The organism is Streptomyces sp. NPDC050704, from assembly GCF_040654355.1.
Classification (GTDB): Bacteria; Actinomycetota; Actinomycetes; order Streptomycetales; family Streptomycetaceae; genus Streptomyces.
On the sequence record NZ_JBFAHW010000011.1, the window covers coordinates 116,429 to 131,853 of the forward strand.

A 15,425-nucleotide genomic window follows, 5' to 3' on the forward strand; every position below is an offset into this window, starting at 1 on the left:
TCAAGGAGCCCGCATGCTGACGAAACGGCCCGTTGCCGTGGTCCTGGCCGGAGCGCTCTGTCTGGCCACCGCGGCCTGCGGAGCCTCGTCCTCCCCGACGGCCGAGACCGCCGCGGAGGCGAACGCCCCCGGCTACCCCGTGAGCATCAAGAACTGCGGGCAGACCACCACGTACACCAAAGCGCCGAGCCGGGTGGTCGTCATGAACGGTGCCTCCGTCGCCGAGGTCTCCGCGCTGCTGGCACTCGGTCTCGGCGACCGCATCGTCGCCAACGGGCAGTCGTACGGAATGTCCGAGGTCACCGGCCGCGCCAAGGCCATCAAGGCGCTGCCCACCGGGGACATCGAACTCAACGACGCCTACGACATCCCCCGCGAGGCGATGCTGGGCCTGAGCCCCGACCTCGTCCTGTCCACCACGTCCTACGGCTTCGACTCGAAGAACGGCTTCGCGACCCGCGACGACCTCAAGGCCGTCGGCGCCAACAGCTACATCTCCCCCCAGGGCTGCGACCAGGACACCTCCCGGATGACCGTCGCCGACAGCTACCAACTGCTGCGCGACCTGGGAAAGATCTTCCACGTCAGCGACCGTGCCGAGAAGCTCATCGCGGCCTCCCAGAAGAAGATCAGCGACGTATCGGCCAAGGTCAAGGGCGAGAAGGCGCCCAACGTCATGGTGGTGTTCTCCAACATGTCGATGGGCGGCAACGACTTCAGCTCCATCGCGGCCAACGGAATCTGGAACGACATCCTCACCAGGGCCGGCGGCAGCAACGCCTTCTCCGCCGCCTCCAAGACCTCCTTCGCCGACCTCAGCAAGGAGAAGGTCGCCGCCGAGCCCGTCGACGCCCTCGTGGTCATCAGCTACAACGACCCCAACCCCGCGGCGTACGCCCGCGAACTGCTCAAGGAGTTCCCCCAGTGGCCGGCCGCGAAGAACAAGCGTTACACCGTTCTGTCCGACTCGATCTACCTCGGCCCCAGCAACGACCTGGCCGTGGACAAGATCGCCAGGATGCTGCACCCCGACGCGTTCTGAAGCGCCCGAAACGGCTGAACCCCACGCTGGTGCTGGTGGCCCTGCTGGTCGTGCTCGCCGTCGTCATGATGGTGGCGATCAGCATCGGCTCCGTCAACGTGCCGCTGCGCGACGTATGGCAGATCGTTCTCCGCCACCTGGGGGGCGGCGGCGCGACCGCCGACCCGGCCCTGGACCAGATCGTCTGGAACTTCCGCACTCCGCGCGTCGTCCTGGCCGCACTGGTCGGCGCGGGCCTGGCAGTCTCCGGAGTGGTCCTGCAGGCCGTCGTGGCCAACCCGCTCGCCGACCCGTACGTACTGGGCGTCTCCTCCGGCGCCTCCCTCGGCGCCGTCCTCGTCATCACCCTCACCAGCGGCGCCCTCGGCGGGCTCGGAGTGTCCTCGGCGGCGTTCCTCGGCGCCGGCGGCGCGGTGGTCCTGGTCTTCCTCCTCGGACAGCGCGGAGGACGGCTCGCCCCCACCCGGCTGGTCCTTTCCGGGGTCGCCGTGGGCTACCTCTTCCTGGCGGCCACCAGCTACCTCCAACTGCAGGCCACGCCCACCGAACTGCGCACCGTGATGTTCTGGATGCTGGGCAGCGTCGCCGGAGCGAAATGGGGCCAGCTGACCATCGTCAGCATCGTCGTCCTCACCACCACCGTGGTCCTGTCGCTCTTCGGACGGCAGCTGAACGCGCTGCTCGCCGGCGACGAGTCCGCCACCGCTCTCGGCGTCGATGTGCACCGGCTGCGAGCCCTGCTGCTGGTACTGGCCTCGCTGCTCACCGGCACGGTCATCGCCGTCGCCGGCGGGATCGGCTTCGTCGGCCTGATGATCCCCCACCTGGTGCGCCTCGCCACCGGCGCCGACCACCGCCGGCTGCTCCCCCAGTCCGCCCTGGTCGGCGCCATCTACCTGGTCGTCGTCGACCTGCTCTCGCGCACCGTCAACCGCCCCAACGAACTGCCCCTCGGCATCCTCACCGCCCTGTTCGGCGCGCCCTTCTTCCTCTGGCTGCTCCGCCGCAACAAGAGCCTGGACACCGCATGAAACTCACCGTGGAACAGCTCCACATCACCCTCGACCGCCACCCGATCCTGCACGACGTCGCCCTGGAGGCGCAGCCGGGCGACATCGTCGGCCTCGTCGGCCCCAACGGCAGCGGCAAGTCCACACTGCTGCGGACCATCTACCGCTCCCTGCGCCCGCAACGCGGTGTGGTGCGCGTCGACGGCGACGACGTATGGGCCCTGTCCCCCCGCAGTGCCGCCCGTCGCACCGCCGCCGTGCTCCAGGAGTCGGGCGGCGGTCCGACCGGACTGTGCGTCACCGAGATCGTCGCTCTCGGCCGCACCCCGCACCACGGCCTCCTCGGCCGCGACGGCGCCGACGACCACGAAGCCGTCGAGGAGGCCCTCGACCAGTGCGGCGCCCGCCCGCTGGCCGACCGCGACTTCACCTCGCTGTCCGGCGGCGAGCGTCAGCGCGTGCTGCTCGCCCGCGCCCTCGCCCAGCGGCCCAGGCTCCTCGTCCTCGACGAGCTGACCAACCACCTCGACATCCGCGCCCGCTTCGAACTGCTCGACCTGATCCGCTCCACCGGCATCACCACCCTCGCGGTCCTCCACGACCTCGACCTGGCGGCCCGCCTGTGCGACCACCTCGTCGCGCTCCAGCACGGCGAAGTGGTCGCGGCGGGCCCCGTCCTGGACGTCCTGACCCCCGGCCTGCTGCGCGATGTCTTCGGCGTGACCGCCACGGCCGACCGCCATCCCGACGGTGTCGTACGTGTCACCTACGGGGCCAAGCCCCTTGCCCTGGACCTGCTGCCGGAGGAAGCCGTCAGCTGACGGGCCGGTCGTACTGGATGGACCTACGGACCTCGGCCGCCGCCTCCGGGCTGTCGAGACGGGCCACCAGGTGGAGAGCCATGTCGATACCGGCGGACACGCCCGCGCTGGTGACGATGTCCCCGTCGTCGACGTACCGCTCGTCCGCGCGCACGTCGACCGTGCCGTCGATCTTCGCGAGCCGCTCGGCGTAGTTCCAGTGCGTGGTGGCCGGCCGCCCCTTCAGCAGGCCCGCCGCCGCCAGTACCAGAGAGCCGGTGCACACGCTCGCCAACACGGTCCCCTGACGGTGCAGTTCCCGCAGCCGGTCCAGGTGCGCACCGTCCTTCGCCAGGGGACGCGTCCCGTCACCGCCCGGATGCACCAGCAGATCGAGCGCGGGAGCCGTGGCGAGACTCCGGTCGACAACGAGACCGAGCCCCTTGGAACAGCGCACCACCCCTTCCTCCCGGCCGACCGCCAGCAGCCGGACGGGGAACTCCGCCACGTGCGCGGCCCAGAACCCGAGGACCTCCCACGGGCCGACGACGTCAAGCTCTTCGGCATCCTCGAATACGTAGACGCCGATGGTCAGCGAAGAATCCATGCTGCCGGGCTCACCAACTCTCTCTGTCCGCGGGGGGATCGGTTCACGGGCGGGCGGATGGCCGTCGCCCGGTTCGGTGTCGGGAATACCGGTCCGATGCCAGGAAAACCGGTTCCGGTACTCAAGGGGCGAGACCCGCAGAACACGCAGGCTGGACGGGAGCGGATCAGGTGCTGCACGTCGCGCAACGCGGGGCTCTGGGCATCGCGAACCCGCAGTTCGGCGAAGTGCGCCTGCCCGCCCGGACTGCTCACATCGAGGGAGGCCGGTGCTCGCGTGTCCGGCGGGCGCCGGCCCCTCGTGTCACGCGGCCACGGCGGCCGGGGTCGCGGCCGAGTGCTCCCGGCCGGCCGGCTCCGGGCAGTGCTCCTCGGCCTCGGCCAGCATGCCCATGAGGGTCACGCGGGCGCGGGCCACGCGGGAACGGACCGTCCCCACCGGGCAGTCGCTCACCGCGGCCGCCTCCGTGTACGGCAGGCCCAGGAGTTGGGTGAGGGTGAATGCCTCACGGCGTTCGTCGGGCAGCGCGGCCAGCAGGTCGAGGAGGGCGATGCCGTCGTCGAAGCCGGGCAGGTCGTGCGGCTGGGCGTGCTCGACCGCCAGCTGCCAGTCCTGTTCGTCGGACAGCCGCGGGCGGGCGGCCGCGTGCCGGAAGCTGTCGATCACCGCGCGGCGCGCGATGGACAGCAGCCAGGTACGGGCGGAACAGCGCCCCTCGAATCGGTGCAGGCTGCCGAGGGCTCGCAGGAACGTGTCCTGGGCCAGGTCGTCGGCCGCCTGGGGGTCGGCGGCGAGATGGGCGACGTAGCGTACGACGTCGCGGTGCAGGGCCCGTACGAAACGCTCGACGGCGTCCGGGTCGCCACCACGGGCGGCGAGTGCCCAGGCCGTTATCGAGTCGTCGGTCGACGTCGTATTCTCGGGCGAGGTGGGCAGGACAGGAATGGTCACCTGGTGTCCTTCTCGGGTCATCCGGGATCCGGGCCCGCGCGTGGGCGGGGCGGTCCGGCGAGTGGGCTACCGGCCGTACGAGCGCGTACGGCCGAGGCCCGAGGCGCACATGGGCGGCCTCGGGATCACCGGCTGTCGTCAGGCGACAGCGGTCCCCACCGGTGGCCCCCGAGAAGTGATCGCGTGGACGAGCAGGAGTCGCCGCGGCGCCCGTTCCGAGCGGCGGCGTACCCGGACGCGCGGACGGTGCGGTGGCGTGGGCAGGGCGAGCAGCAGCCGCAGCGGTGCGGCCAGCCGGCCGGCCACGGCCCGCAGGATGCGGAAGGCGGCCCGCTCCCCCTGCGCGAGCCACAGGCCGCACAACAACGCGGCCAGCAGGTGGGCGCAGAGCATGCCGAACGACGACGTACCGCCCATGGCGTGACCGAGGTGATCCATGTGTACGGAGTCCATGTGCATGGAGTCCGTGTGCGCGGCGTTCATCGGCATGGAGCCCATGTCGTGGCCCACGGAACCCGTGTCCGTCGAGGCCATGCCCCCGGGCGCCGAAGCCGTCGAAGCCGTCGAAGCCGCCGGGTACGCGTGGGACTGCGCCAGGGCGAACCCCGAATGCAGGGCCGTCTGTACGGCGACCACGACGGACACGATCAGCGTGAGTCCGCGCTCCCGGCCGGCGAGGCACCAGCCCACGGCACCGGTCGCCGCCGCTCCGGCGGCCAAGGACCACCAGGGCACCCCGCTGCCGGACATCATCACGTGCCCCAGGGCGGCGAGCAGCACACAGACGGCCGCGAACACCGCGGCCCGAAGCGTGCGAGAACACCACCCAGCAGTCATGACGGGCCTCATCCTTGCATTCGAGATTCGCTCGTCATGGTGGGGTACGGAAATCGACCCGGCCGCGGGCTCAATTCGGGACGCGTAATCCAGAACACAGCAATGAGCCGGAACTCGACGCGTATTCGGGCCGACTAATAGTGGTGTGTCGGGGCGAAGTGAGTGGAGGTGGAGTAGGCGACCCGGAAGCCGAGGTTGCCCGTCGTGCTGTCGGCGGTGTTGGCCGTGCGGGCGGCGACGCGGTAGCGGTTGCAGTACGAGTCGTGGCACAGGTACGAGCCGCCTCGCATGACGCGCAGCTCCGGGGACTTGGGGTCCCACGGGTCGGCGCACCACTCCCACACGTTTCCGGCGACGTTGTGGAGGCCGTAGCCGTTCGGCGGGAAGGCGTGGACGGGCGCGGTGCCGGAGTAGCCGTCCTCTGCGGTGTTCCTGGTGGGGAAGGTGCCCTGCCAGATGTTGCAGCGGTGCTCGCCGTCGGGGGTGAGTTCGTCGCCCCACGGGTAGCGGGCCTGGTCGAGGCCGCCACGGGCGGCGTACTCCCATTCGGTCTCGGTGGGCAGCCGGCCGCCGGCCCACTCGGCGAACGCCTTGGCGTCGGACCAGCCGACGTGGGTGACGGGATGGTCCCAGCGGCCTTCGAGGCCGCTGCCGGGTCCCTCCGGGGTCCGCCAGGTGGCTCCCCGGACTCCGCACCACCACGGGGTGGCGTCGGGGCGCGGGGAGACGCGTCTCAACTCGCCCGGCAGGAACCGGGCGAAGACGAAGCTCCAGCCATGGCGCTCGGCCTCGGTGCGGTGCCCGGTGTCCGCGACGAAGGCCGCGAAGCGGGCGGTGGTGACGGCGTGGGCCTCGATGGCGAACGCGTCCACGGCCACCTCGCGGACGGGGCCCTCCCGATCGCCGGGGTTCGCGTCCGCGTCCTCGGTGCCCATACGGAAGGTTCCGCCGGGCAGGGCGACGCGGGTGTCGTGGCCGGGCGGCCGGGTGCGGGCGGCGGGCGGCGGCATGAGCGCGAGGTCGTCCGGCCCCGCACCGGCGGCATCGGCGCCGGCGCGGGAGGGGGCGCAGCAGGAGGGCCGGGCCCGGCCTGCGCCCGGTGGGCCGCTCATCGCGTACCGCCGGCCTTCTCCCTCTCGTCCCTCTCGTCCCTCTCGAACGACGACAGGGTGGTGTCGTGGTCGGTCGGCACGTCGTACATGGGTGTCATCCAGTGGAAGAAGTTGTCGCCGCGGTCCCGTAGCAGGCGGTACAGGCGGTGCGTCAACTGTGTGCGTACGGACCGGAGTTCGGGGTGCTCGTAGCGGTTGAGGAGCTCGTGCGGGTCGGTCCGCAGGTCGTACAGCTCGTTGTGCGACTCAGGGTTGACGACCAGCTTGTGGCGCCGGGTGCGCAGCATGCGCTGCGGGTACGGGAAGTGGTGGCCGTGGTACTCGGCCAGGTGGTGCTCGTCCCAGGCGGGCCGTTCGCCGCGGGCGAGGGGCAGCAGGCTGCGGCTGTCGACGGCCGGGGCGGGGTCGCTGCCGGCGAGTTCCAGGATGGTCGCCGTGTAGTCGGTGAGGGAGACGAACTCCTCGCGCACCTGGCCGGGTACGGCGCCCGGCACCCGCAGCAGCCCGGGGATGCGGTAGATGTCCTCGTACATGGCTGGGCCCTTGTCGTGCAGCCGGTGGGCGCCGGTGAACTCGCCGTGGTCGGCGGTGAAGCACACCGCGGTTCGCTCGTCCAGGCCCAACTCCCGTACCGCGTCGAGGATGCGGCCGATCTGCTCGTCGATGAGCGTGACGTATCCCCAGTAGACGGCGATGAGTTTGCGGCTGTCCTCGATCGGCATGGTGTCGAACGCCCACAGCTTGCTGTAGTTGCGCTGCACCGGTGGCTTGCCCGCGAAGGTCTCGCCGACGGAGGCGGGCAGCTCCACCAGGTCCGGGTCGTACAGGTCGAAGTACTCGTCGGGGAGGATGTACGGCAGGTGCGGGCCGAAGAAGTGGGTGGCCAGGAAGAACGGGGCGCCCTCCCCCGCCCGCTCGCTTCCGGCGAAGCGGTGCAGCATCTCGATGGTGCGGGTGGCCAGGTAGTACTCGAAGGTGGCCTCGACGGGCTGGTGCAGGCGGGCCGCCAGGAGGTTGCCGGGGCTGCCGTTGGGGGTCGTGCCGCGCATCCGGTCGCTGATGGCGTACTCGGGAAGGCCGTTCTCCTTGAGGTGGGCCAGGTAGTCGGGGTGATCGACGGGGTTGTGCCAGCCGGCCAGGTCCGGGCCCTGGAAGCCGTAGTCGGCGGCGGTGCGCCGGACACCGCCGTGCCACTTGCCGAGGAGGCCCAGGTTGTACCCCTCGCCGCGCAGTTGCTCGGCGAACGTGAACTGGCCGTCGGCCAGGTCCTCCAAGTACCCCACGTTGCGCTCGTAGTTGGCGAGCAGCTTGTGCCGGAAGGGTGCCGCGCCGGTCAGCAGGCTGGCCCGGGCCGGAGTGCAGATGGCGGTCGGCGTGTAGCAGCTGTCGAAGCGGGTGCCCTGCGCCGCGAGGCGGTCCAGGTTGGGGGTGCGCACGTGCGGGTTGCCGTAGGCGCCGAGGGTGTCGACGCGGTGCTGGTCGGTCATGAGGAAGAGCATGTTGTGGCGCACGGCGGTGCCTTTCGAGTCGTACGGACGTGTCGAACGGACGTGTCGTTCGGACGTGTCGTTCGGACGTGTCGTTCGGACGTGTCGCATCGCCCGGCGAGCGGCAGGGCCGCGGCCCCGGAGGATGCTTCCGCCCTCTCCTACTCGCCCTGCGCCTTCTCGTAGAGGTCGCCCGCGTAGTACTCGCCCGGATCGGGGTTCTCGTCCAGCTGCTTGTTGCGTACGAAGAAGTCGCCAAGTGACCTGAGCCACTTGTCCACTTCACCGCTCTTCGACTTGGCGACCAGGTCCGCGGTGGAGAGGGTGCGGACGTGGGAGGCGTCGGCCTTCGTCTGGGCCTCGGAGACCTCCAGCAGCTTCGCGGTGAGCGCGATGGTCTCCTCGGGGTGTGCCCGGCGCCAGTCGTTGGCCTGGCGCAGCACCTCGACCACCTTGCTGTTCTTCTCTTCCGGCACCTTGTTGCCTGCGACGAACGCGGTGGGGAAGGAATCCCCGGTGTCCTCGGTGCCGGCGACCTCCACCAGGTCCGGCACCTTCTTCTTGATGGTGTCGATGGCCGGATAGAAGAAACCGGCGCCGTCGATCTGCCCGGAGGAGAAGGCGGAGACGATCGTGGACGGATCCATGTTGACCTTGGCGATGTCCTTGTCGGTCATCCCGGCCTCCTCCAGCGCCATGTTGAGGATCATGTCGCCGGAAGTGCCCTCGGGTACGCCGATCTTCTTGCCCTTGAGGTCCTTCATCGACTCCATCCCCGGCTGGCCTATGACCCGGTCCGCGTACGTGAGCGTGTTGATGGCGATGATCTTGGACTGGCCGGACGCGGGCAGCCACATCGCCCCCGGACCGATGTAGCCGTAGTCGAGGTCACCGGCACCGAGCGCCTGGATCTGCACCGGGCCGTTGTTGAACGCCTTCGCCTCCACGGTCAGCCCGGCCTTCTTCCACAGCCCTTGCTCCTCGGCGACCGCCAGCAGACTGGCCCCGTTGTAGTCACCGATGTAGCCGAACCTGACCGTGGAGTCGTCGCCGGAGCCGCTCCCGCAGGCACTCACCGACAGCGACAGTACGAATGCGGCGGGTAGTGCCGTGAGGGCGTGCCTGACCGTGCTTCGGGACATGGTGGATGGATCCTCTCGGTGCGGTGCGGTGCGGTGCAGTACGAGGCTGTACGAGGGTGGGTGGCGGAAAGCCGTCGGGCGGTTACGCGGCCGAGGCGGCTTCGTCCTGGTGGTAGACGGACGTCCAGACTTCGTTGCGGATGTGGCGGAACTCCGGGGACAGCCGGATCTCCTCCGTACGCGGATAGGGCAGGTCCACATCGATGACGCGGTGGATGCGCCCGGGGCCGGCCGCCATGACGACGACACGGTTGGCCAGGTAGACGGCCTCGTCCACGTCATGGGTGATGAACAGCACGGTCCGCTTCTCCTGGCTCCAGGTCGCAAGGAGCTGGTCCTGCAACTGCACCCGGGTCAGCGCGTCGAGAGCACCGAACGGCTCGTCCATCAACAGCACTTGAGGGTCCACCGCATACGCGCGGGCGATGGCGCAGCGCTGCTTCATGCCGCCGGACAGCGTCTTGGGCAGGGCGTCGGCGAACTTGCCGAGTCCGACGAGGCCGATGGCCTCGTTCGCGCGCCGCCTGCGCTCGTCGGCGGGTACGGAGGCGAGTCTGAGCCCGAACTCCACGTTCTGCCGCACGGTCAGCCAGGGGAACAGTGCGTACTGCTGGAAGATCACCCCCCGGTCGGGGCCGGGACCCGACACCGGCTTCCCGTCGACCAGGACGCTGCCCGAGTCGGGCTCCTGAAGTCCCGCGGCCATGCTCAGCAGCGTGGACTTGCCGCAGCCGGACGGGCCCACGACGGTGACGAACTCCTGGTCCGCGATGTCCAGGTCCACTCCGCCGAGTGCCGTGAAGGTGGCCCCCTTCAGCGGGAAGGTCTTCACCACGCCACGGAAACTGATCCTGCTGTTCATCGTCGCTCCTGCCAGCCGGTGAGGCGTCGCTCGGCCAGCAGCAGCAGCCGGTCCATGACGAGCCCGAGCACTCCGATGGTGATCAGTGATACGAAGATCGCGTCCATGTCGAACCAGGTCGCCGCCTTCTGCATCCGGTAGCCCAACCCCTCCTGCGCACCGATGAGTTCGGCGGCTACCACGGTGGCCCAGGACGCGCCGAGGCCGATCCGCATGCCGACGAGGATGAACGGCGTGGACGCCGGCACGACCACCTTGGCGAAGATGACGCGGTCCGAAGCGCCCAGCACCCGGGCGGCGTTGATCAGCGTCCTGTCCACGTCGACGACTCCCTGGAAGGAGGCCACGACGCAGGCCATGAACGAGGCCAGACAGATCACGGCGATCTTCGGCACCTCGCCGATACCGAGCAGCACCACGGCCAGCGGGATCAGTGCGAGCGGCGGGATGGTGCGGAAGAACTGGATGTACGGCTCGACCACGGCGCGCACCACCGGGTACCAGCCCATGAGGAAGCCGACCGGGACCGCCGCGACCACACCGAGGGCGTAGCCGATGAAGACCCGGCGCAGGCTGGCGTACGTGTCGGAGGCCAGCGTGCCGTCGGCGATCATGGTGCCCGCCCTGCTCGCCACCGCCGCCGGCGTGGGCAGGTTCTCGACCAGTCCGAGGGCGGCCACGACGGCCCAGGCGGCGACACCCGCCGCGAGCGCCAGGCCGCCCAGGACCAGTGGCCGGACGGTACGACGCGGTTGTTGCTGCTGCTGCCGCTGCGCGGGGGCGGCGGCCTTGTCGAGAGGGGTGATCACGGCCATGGGTTCCTCACTGGTGGCCTCATGCGTCCTCCTCGGAGACGGGCTGCGGGTAATGGGTGAGCAGGGGGCTTTCATGGAGTACGAGGGCGATGCCGCCCAGCGCGCTGCCGGCCTCGCCGAGCGTGGCGCGCCGTACGTCCACGTGGTGGCGGGCAAGCGGCATCAGGTGCTGCCGCAGGGCCTGTTCGACCGGTTCGAGCAGGGCGTCGCCGGCCTGCGCCAACTCGCCGCCGACGACGATGACGTCCGGGCCGACGGCGTGACAGATCGCGGCCAGTACGCCGCCGACCTCGCCGCCGACGCGGGCGAGGACCTCAAGGGCGGGCGGGTCGGCCGCCGTTGCGGCGTCCAGGAACCGCGCGGGGCTGTCCGCGCTGCCGCCCGCCGCCCGGTAGCGGCGCAGTACCGCGTCGAGTGAGGCGAGGGTCTCCAGGCAGCCGGTCTTGCCGCACTCGCACCGCTCGCCGGCCGGGTCCACGGTGATGTGCCCGAACTCGCCGGACAGCCCGTGTCTGCCCCGGTGCAGCGCGCCGCCCACGACCAGGCCGCCGCCCACACCGTGCGACAGCCGCAGGTAGAGAACGTCGCCGCTGTCCGCCGCCGCGCCCCACACCGCTTCGGCGAGCGCGGCGAGGCGGGTGTTGTTGTCGAGCAGCACCGGCACCCCGAACCGCTTGCGCAGCAGGTCAGGCAGCCCGTCGATGCCCTGCGCGTGGGCACTCTCGCTGCCGGGGTCGGTGGTCGGACCGACCACGCCGACGCCGATCGCACGGAGCGCGCCGAGCTGGACGGCCTGTGCCGGCCCTGAGCCGCCGGCCCCCGACTCCGTGCCCGGCGCACGGGTGGTCAGCGAGTCGAGCAGCCGTACGGCGATGTCCACCCGCTCGGGCCAGGACAGGTCCCCGGCATGCCCCTCGCCGGCCGAACCGACCACTTCGTGGGCGAGGTTGACCGCGGCGACGTGCACGGCGCGGCGCGCGAAGTCGATGCCCACCGCTTCCCCGGCGGCCGGGTTGAGGCTGAGCTTCTCCACCGGGCGCCCCCGCTTGCGCGCCTCGACGTACGGCGTGCCGGCGACCACCGCGCCGCTGGTCACGAGGCCGGCGACGATGTCGTAGAGCGTGGTGCGGGAGAGCCCGCTGCGGGTGCCCAACTCGGCGCGGCTCAGCGGACCGTACTTGCGGAGCAACTCGAGAACGGATTGCTCATGGCCGCGCCGGAGCCGTGTCAGCGGACCGTCGTGTGGGTGCATGCCGGACAGCATGTGAGCGCCGACTATTTTCGTCAATGAGTCGGACGAAATCACTTCGCCCCGCCCACCCTCCAGGGGCAGCCGGTCTCGGCGCTCCCGAACTGGGGTTACCTGGAAGACCTACGCCGCTACCCGGCTCGTAACGCTTCGATAACGCACGGCAGTTGGGGCCGTCCCGACCGAAACCACACCTCCGGCACACCCGATCCGGATTAATTTTCCGGGCTGTTGACGAAATCCCGCGGCCGTTCGCATCCTGTGCGTCATGCCGTCCCCCGGGCGGCCCGACGAGGGAGGACATGGCTGATGCCCGACGACACGAACCGGCCGCCCATCGGCCGGAGAGCCCTGCTGGCAGGTACCGGCGCCCTGGGAGCGGCGGCGGCGCTGCCCGCGACCTCCGTACGGGCGGACCCGGCGACGCGACGTGCACAAGCTGCGGCACACCCGGCGAACTGGCCCGACCCCGAACCGTACGGCCTCGCCGACACCCGCCCCGACCTCTGGCCGCGCGACGACAACTCCTTCGTCCTCCCGCTCGAACCGCGCCCCCGGGACGAGGAACGCGGCACGGTCTGGATGCGGGACACCTACGTCAACTGCTTCACCGTCGGGGGCAGTCCGCTCTACGTCGCCACGGGCACCACCCGGGCGCCCGGCCTCGACGTGGCCGCCCCGTGGAACGACGGCATCTTCGTGTGGGTGTCCCGGTCGCTGCGCGGACCGTGGCGGCTGGCAGACACGACCGGAATCCGCCCGGGCGCCGCCAGGGGCAAGGTGTGGTCGCCCGAGTTCGCGGGTGAGAACCGGCCCGGGCGCACGGTCGTCGCCCCCTGGCAGCAGTACTGGCACGACGACGAGTTCGGCAGACGCGGCCAGGTGTGGGCGCCGGAGGTGCACCACGTCCGCGGCCGCTGGTACATCGTCGCGTGCATGGGCGACCACTCCCGCAAGGTCGGCTCGTTCCTGCTGGTGAGCGAGGGCGGGGTCGCGGGCCCGTACCGGCTCGCGAAGGGCAACCTCGCCAAGCCGTTCGGCGAACCGTTCACCGGCGGGCCGTCGTTCGTCGCGCCCGGCGCGTACCACCACATCGACGGCAGCATCTACGCCGAGGGCCAGGACGCCTGGCTCGTGCTGCACAACAACCTGTTCGCCAGGTTCCGGGACGACATGGAGGACATCGTCCCCACCACGGACCTCCCGGAGTTCCGGCAGTCGCCCTACTCTCCGGAGCCGTACCTCGAAGGCGCGTACGTCTTCAGGCACGGCGGCAGGTACTACCTGCTCCACGCCGCCTGGAACCGCTCGTCCGCCGCCCCGGACGGCAGCACGCGCCACGCCTACGACCCGCCGGGCACCGGCCGCACGCAGTACCAGTACGACGCGGTCGTCGCCGTCGCCGACCGCTTCGAGGGCCCGTACTCCCGGCGGTGGACCGCGGGCGTGGGCGCGGGCCACAACAACTTCTTCGCAGACCACGCGGGGGGCCTGTGGGCCACGTTCTTCCGCAATCCGAACGCCGGATACTGGTCCCACCCGTCCCGCATCGCGGACGCCGCCGTCCCCGGTGTCGTCCGCCTGGAGTGGACGGGCCCCGAGGGCAACCGCCTCTACGTCCGGCGCAGGCAGAACCAGCCGGCCGACAGCTGACCGCGCGGCGGGCCGACGCGGAGCTTCCATCCGCCAGGACCGAGGCCGGTCGGTTCACCGGGAGCGCAGGACGGCCTCCAAGACCTCGTGGACGGTCTTCGCGGGGTGGCCTATGACGGTTTCGAGTGTCGGGTCGATGGCGTTGAACTCGCCGTTGCGCGATGCCGCGAACATCGTCAAGGAGAACTCCGCGGCCGGGCGCGGCATCCCGCCGGCGACTGCTGCGGATATCCACTCGTCGCCCTCCATGACGACTCGGGTGACGGTCCGGCCGGTGACGCGGCCGAGGATGTCGGCGACGTCGGCGAAGTCGAGCGCGTGACGGCCTGTCAGCGGCGGGGTGATGCCGTCGAGTGCACCGTCTTCGGCCAGAGCGAGGGCCGCGGCTTCCGCCAGGTCCTCGTGGGCCGTCCAGGACACCGGGCCGTCCTGCGGCACGGCGAGCGTGCCGGTCTCCAGCGCCGCACCGATGTAGTAGCCCAGGGTGGAGGCGTAGAACCCGTTGCGAAGAGCGGTGCAGGGAACTCCTTGCCGCTCGAGGTGCTCCTCGGTGGCCGCATGGACCTTCTGCGGCGGAAAGAGCGACACGGGAGAGGCAGCCTGGTGGCTGGTGTACAGGATGCGCCGGGCGCCCGCTTCCCGTGCCGCGTCGATGGCGGCCCTGTTGGCGGTCAACGCGCCGCCGCCTCGAATCGCCGCGGAGACGACCAGGACTCGCTCGGCGCCTTCGAAGGCGTGCTTCAGACTGCCGGGCTCGGTGAAGTCTCCCGCTCGGACTCGGACGCCGCGCTCGGTGAGGCCGGCGGCCTTGCTGACGTCCCGCACACTGACGCCGATCCTGTCGGCCGGTACCCGCTCCAGCAGATGGTTGACGATCAGCGACCCGAGGTGGCCGGTGGCTCCTGTGACGATCAGCATCGGTGGCTCCAGGATGTCGTTTCCAACGGAACAGAAATGACATTACCATCGATATTTCCAACGGAAGTATCGATGCTTCCACTGCATGCAACCGTACGAGTCAGTGCTGGAGACTGGCCGACGATGCCAGCACCTTCGGCGCAGATCGACAGCGGATGATTGGCGATATCAGCGATAGCATCACCTGTCACACACGGGCGATACCATCGCCTCCATGGCACCGACCACGCAGCGGCGAGACATCACCCGGGACCGCATCGTGAAGGCCGCGGCCGACCTGCTGGGTGACCAGGGGCCGGCCGCGGTGACCACGCGCCGCGTGGCCCAGGAGGCCGGCCTGCAGCCTCCCGCCCTCTACCGCTTCTTCCAGGACAAGGACGAGCTGCTGGACGCCGCCGCGGAGCGTGTCTTCGCCGAACACGTGGCGAGCAAGCAGACCACCGCACCCTCGGACGACCCGGTAGAAGATCTCCGCGCCGGATGGAACACGCAGATCAGCTTCGGCCTGGCCAACCCGTACGTCTACGGCCTGTTGCTCGACCCGGCCCGCGCACGCGCCACCCCGGCACAGGTCAAGGGCGTGTTGATCCTCTCCGAGCGTGTGCACAGAATCGCCGCCGCCGGGCGACTTCGGGTGAGCGAGGAACGCGCCGTCAACCTCATCCGCTCGGCGGGCACCGGAACCGTCCACACCCTGCTGACCCTGCCACCGGAGCAGAGCGACCCGCACCTGGCCGACGCCGCCTTCGACGCGGTCGCCCGCGTCATCCTCAACAGTGAGCCCGCCGTCCCCACCCAGGACCCGGCGGCCGTCGTCGCGGCCTTCCGCACCCTCATGCCCGAACTGCCCACTCTCAGCAGAGCCGAGGCCGCGCTTCTCGACGAGTGGCTGCGACGCTGATCCGGCACCGCGCCACGGCCCTGGCCACAGCGGGGTGTC

At 70.6% G+C, this 15,425-nt stretch carries 15 protein-coding genes; 5 read left to right on the forward strand and 10 right to left on the reverse strand.

Annotated features, from left to right (window positions below):
• Positions 1-13 precede the first annotated feature (13 nt).
• The 3 genes from AB0I18_RS08760 to AB0I18_RS08770 all read left to right on the forward strand — a co-directional run bounded on the left by AB0I18_RS08760 (position 14) and on the right by AB0I18_RS08770 (position 2,873).
• Positions 14-1,042 carry an ABC transporter substrate-binding protein gene (locus AB0I18_RS08760; RefSeq protein WP_363104672.1) on the forward strand — a complete coding sequence of 343 codons (1,029 nt, stop codon included), beginning with the start codon at positions 14-16 and terminating at the stop codon, positions 1,040-1,042.
• Between the two features lie 65 nt (positions 1,043-1,107).
• On the forward strand, positions 1,108-2,073 hold the full coding sequence (locus AB0I18_RS08765) for an iron ABC transporter permease (RefSeq protein WP_363104721.1): 966 nt from the start codon (positions 1,108-1,110) through the stop codon (positions 2,071-2,073).
• Positions 2,070-2,873, forward strand: coding sequence for an ABC transporter ATP-binding protein (locus tag AB0I18_RS08770; RefSeq protein ID WP_363104673.1), 804 nt, complete (start codon positions 2,070-2,072; stop codon positions 2,871-2,873). Before AB0I18_RS08765 ends, AB0I18_RS08770 begins: the two co-directional genes overlap by 4 nt.
• Here the strand turns inward: AB0I18_RS08770 and AB0I18_RS08775 are convergent.
• The 9 genes from AB0I18_RS08775 to AB0I18_RS08815 form a co-directional block, all read right to left on the reverse strand.
• The gene (locus AB0I18_RS08775) at positions 2,866-3,459 is read right to left on the reverse strand and encodes a DJ-1/PfpI family protein (RefSeq protein WP_363104674.1); all 594 of its coding nucleotides are present in this window, start codon (positions 3,457-3,459) and stop codon (positions 2,866-2,868) included. The two genes, AB0I18_RS08770 and AB0I18_RS08775, sit on opposite strands and share 8 nt — an antisense overlap.
• Positions 3,460-3,762: 303 nt before the next feature.
• The gene (locus tag AB0I18_RS08780; RefSeq protein ID WP_363104675.1) at positions 3,763-4,431 is read right to left on the reverse strand and encodes a sigma-70 family RNA polymerase sigma factor; all 669 of its coding nucleotides are present in this window, start codon (positions 4,429-4,431) and stop codon (positions 3,763-3,765) included.
• 117 nt (positions 4,432-4,548) lie between these two features.
• Complete coding sequence (locus tag AB0I18_RS08785) at positions 4,549-5,247, reverse strand: hypothetical protein (protein WP_363104676.1); 699 nt, start codon at positions 5,245-5,247, stop codon at positions 4,549-4,551.
• A 134-nt stretch (positions 5,248-5,381) separates the two neighbouring features.
• Positions 5,382-6,359 carry a formylglycine-generating enzyme family protein gene (locus AB0I18_RS08790; protein WP_363104677.1) on the reverse strand — a complete coding sequence of 326 codons (978 nt, stop codon included), beginning with the start codon at positions 6,357-6,359 and terminating at the stop codon, positions 5,382-5,384.
• Positions 6,356-7,858 (reverse strand): sulfatase-like hydrolase/transferase, encoded by a 1,503-nt coding sequence (locus tag AB0I18_RS08795; RefSeq protein WP_363104723.1) that lies wholly within the window; start codon positions 7,856-7,858, stop codon positions 6,356-6,358. Before AB0I18_RS08795 ends, AB0I18_RS08790 begins: the two co-directional genes overlap by 4 nt.
• Before the next feature lie 149 nt (positions 7,859-8,007).
• Positions 8,008-8,988, reverse strand: a complete 981-nt coding sequence (locus tag AB0I18_RS08800) for an aliphatic sulfonate ABC transporter substrate-binding protein (RefSeq protein WP_363104678.1) — start codon at positions 8,986-8,988, stop codon at positions 8,008-8,010.
• 82 nt (positions 8,989-9,070) lie between these two features.
• The gene (locus tag AB0I18_RS08805; RefSeq protein ID WP_363104679.1) at positions 9,071-9,850 is read right to left on the reverse strand and encodes an ABC transporter ATP-binding protein; all 780 of its coding nucleotides are present in this window, start codon (positions 9,848-9,850) and stop codon (positions 9,071-9,073) included.
• Positions 9,847-10,665 (reverse strand): ABC transporter permease, encoded by an 819-nt coding sequence (locus tag AB0I18_RS08810; RefSeq protein WP_363104680.1) that lies wholly within the window; start codon positions 10,663-10,665, stop codon positions 9,847-9,849. The genes AB0I18_RS08805 and AB0I18_RS08810 overlap by 4 nt, the downstream gene beginning before the upstream one ends.
• Positions 10,666-10,684: 19 nt before the next feature.
• Positions 10,685-11,929, reverse strand: coding sequence for an ROK family transcriptional regulator (locus AB0I18_RS08815; protein ID WP_363104681.1), 1,245 nt, complete (start codon positions 11,927-11,929; stop codon positions 10,685-10,687).
• Between the two features lie 294 nt (positions 11,930-12,223).
• Here AB0I18_RS08815 and AB0I18_RS08820 point away from each other — a divergent pair, with 294 nt between their 5' ends.
• The gene (locus AB0I18_RS08820; RefSeq protein ID WP_363104682.1) at positions 12,224-13,567 is read left to right on the forward strand and encodes a family 43 glycosylhydrolase; all 1,344 of its coding nucleotides are present in this window, start codon (positions 12,224-12,226) and stop codon (positions 13,565-13,567) included.
• 54 nt (positions 13,568-13,621) lie between these two features.
• Here the strand turns inward: AB0I18_RS08820 and AB0I18_RS08825 are convergent, their stop codons facing one another.
• Complete coding sequence (locus AB0I18_RS08825; RefSeq protein WP_363104683.1) at positions 13,622-14,485, reverse strand: NAD(P)H-binding protein; 864 nt, start codon at positions 14,483-14,485, stop codon at positions 13,622-13,624.
• 214 nt (positions 14,486-14,699) lie between these two features.
• Between AB0I18_RS08825 and AB0I18_RS08830 the strand changes: the two genes are divergently transcribed.
• Entirely contained in the window at positions 14,700-15,386 is a 687-nt protein-coding gene (locus AB0I18_RS08830; protein ID WP_363104684.1) for a TetR/AcrR family transcriptional regulator, read from the forward strand.
• The last annotated feature ends 39 nt before the right edge of the window (positions 15,387-15,425 follow it).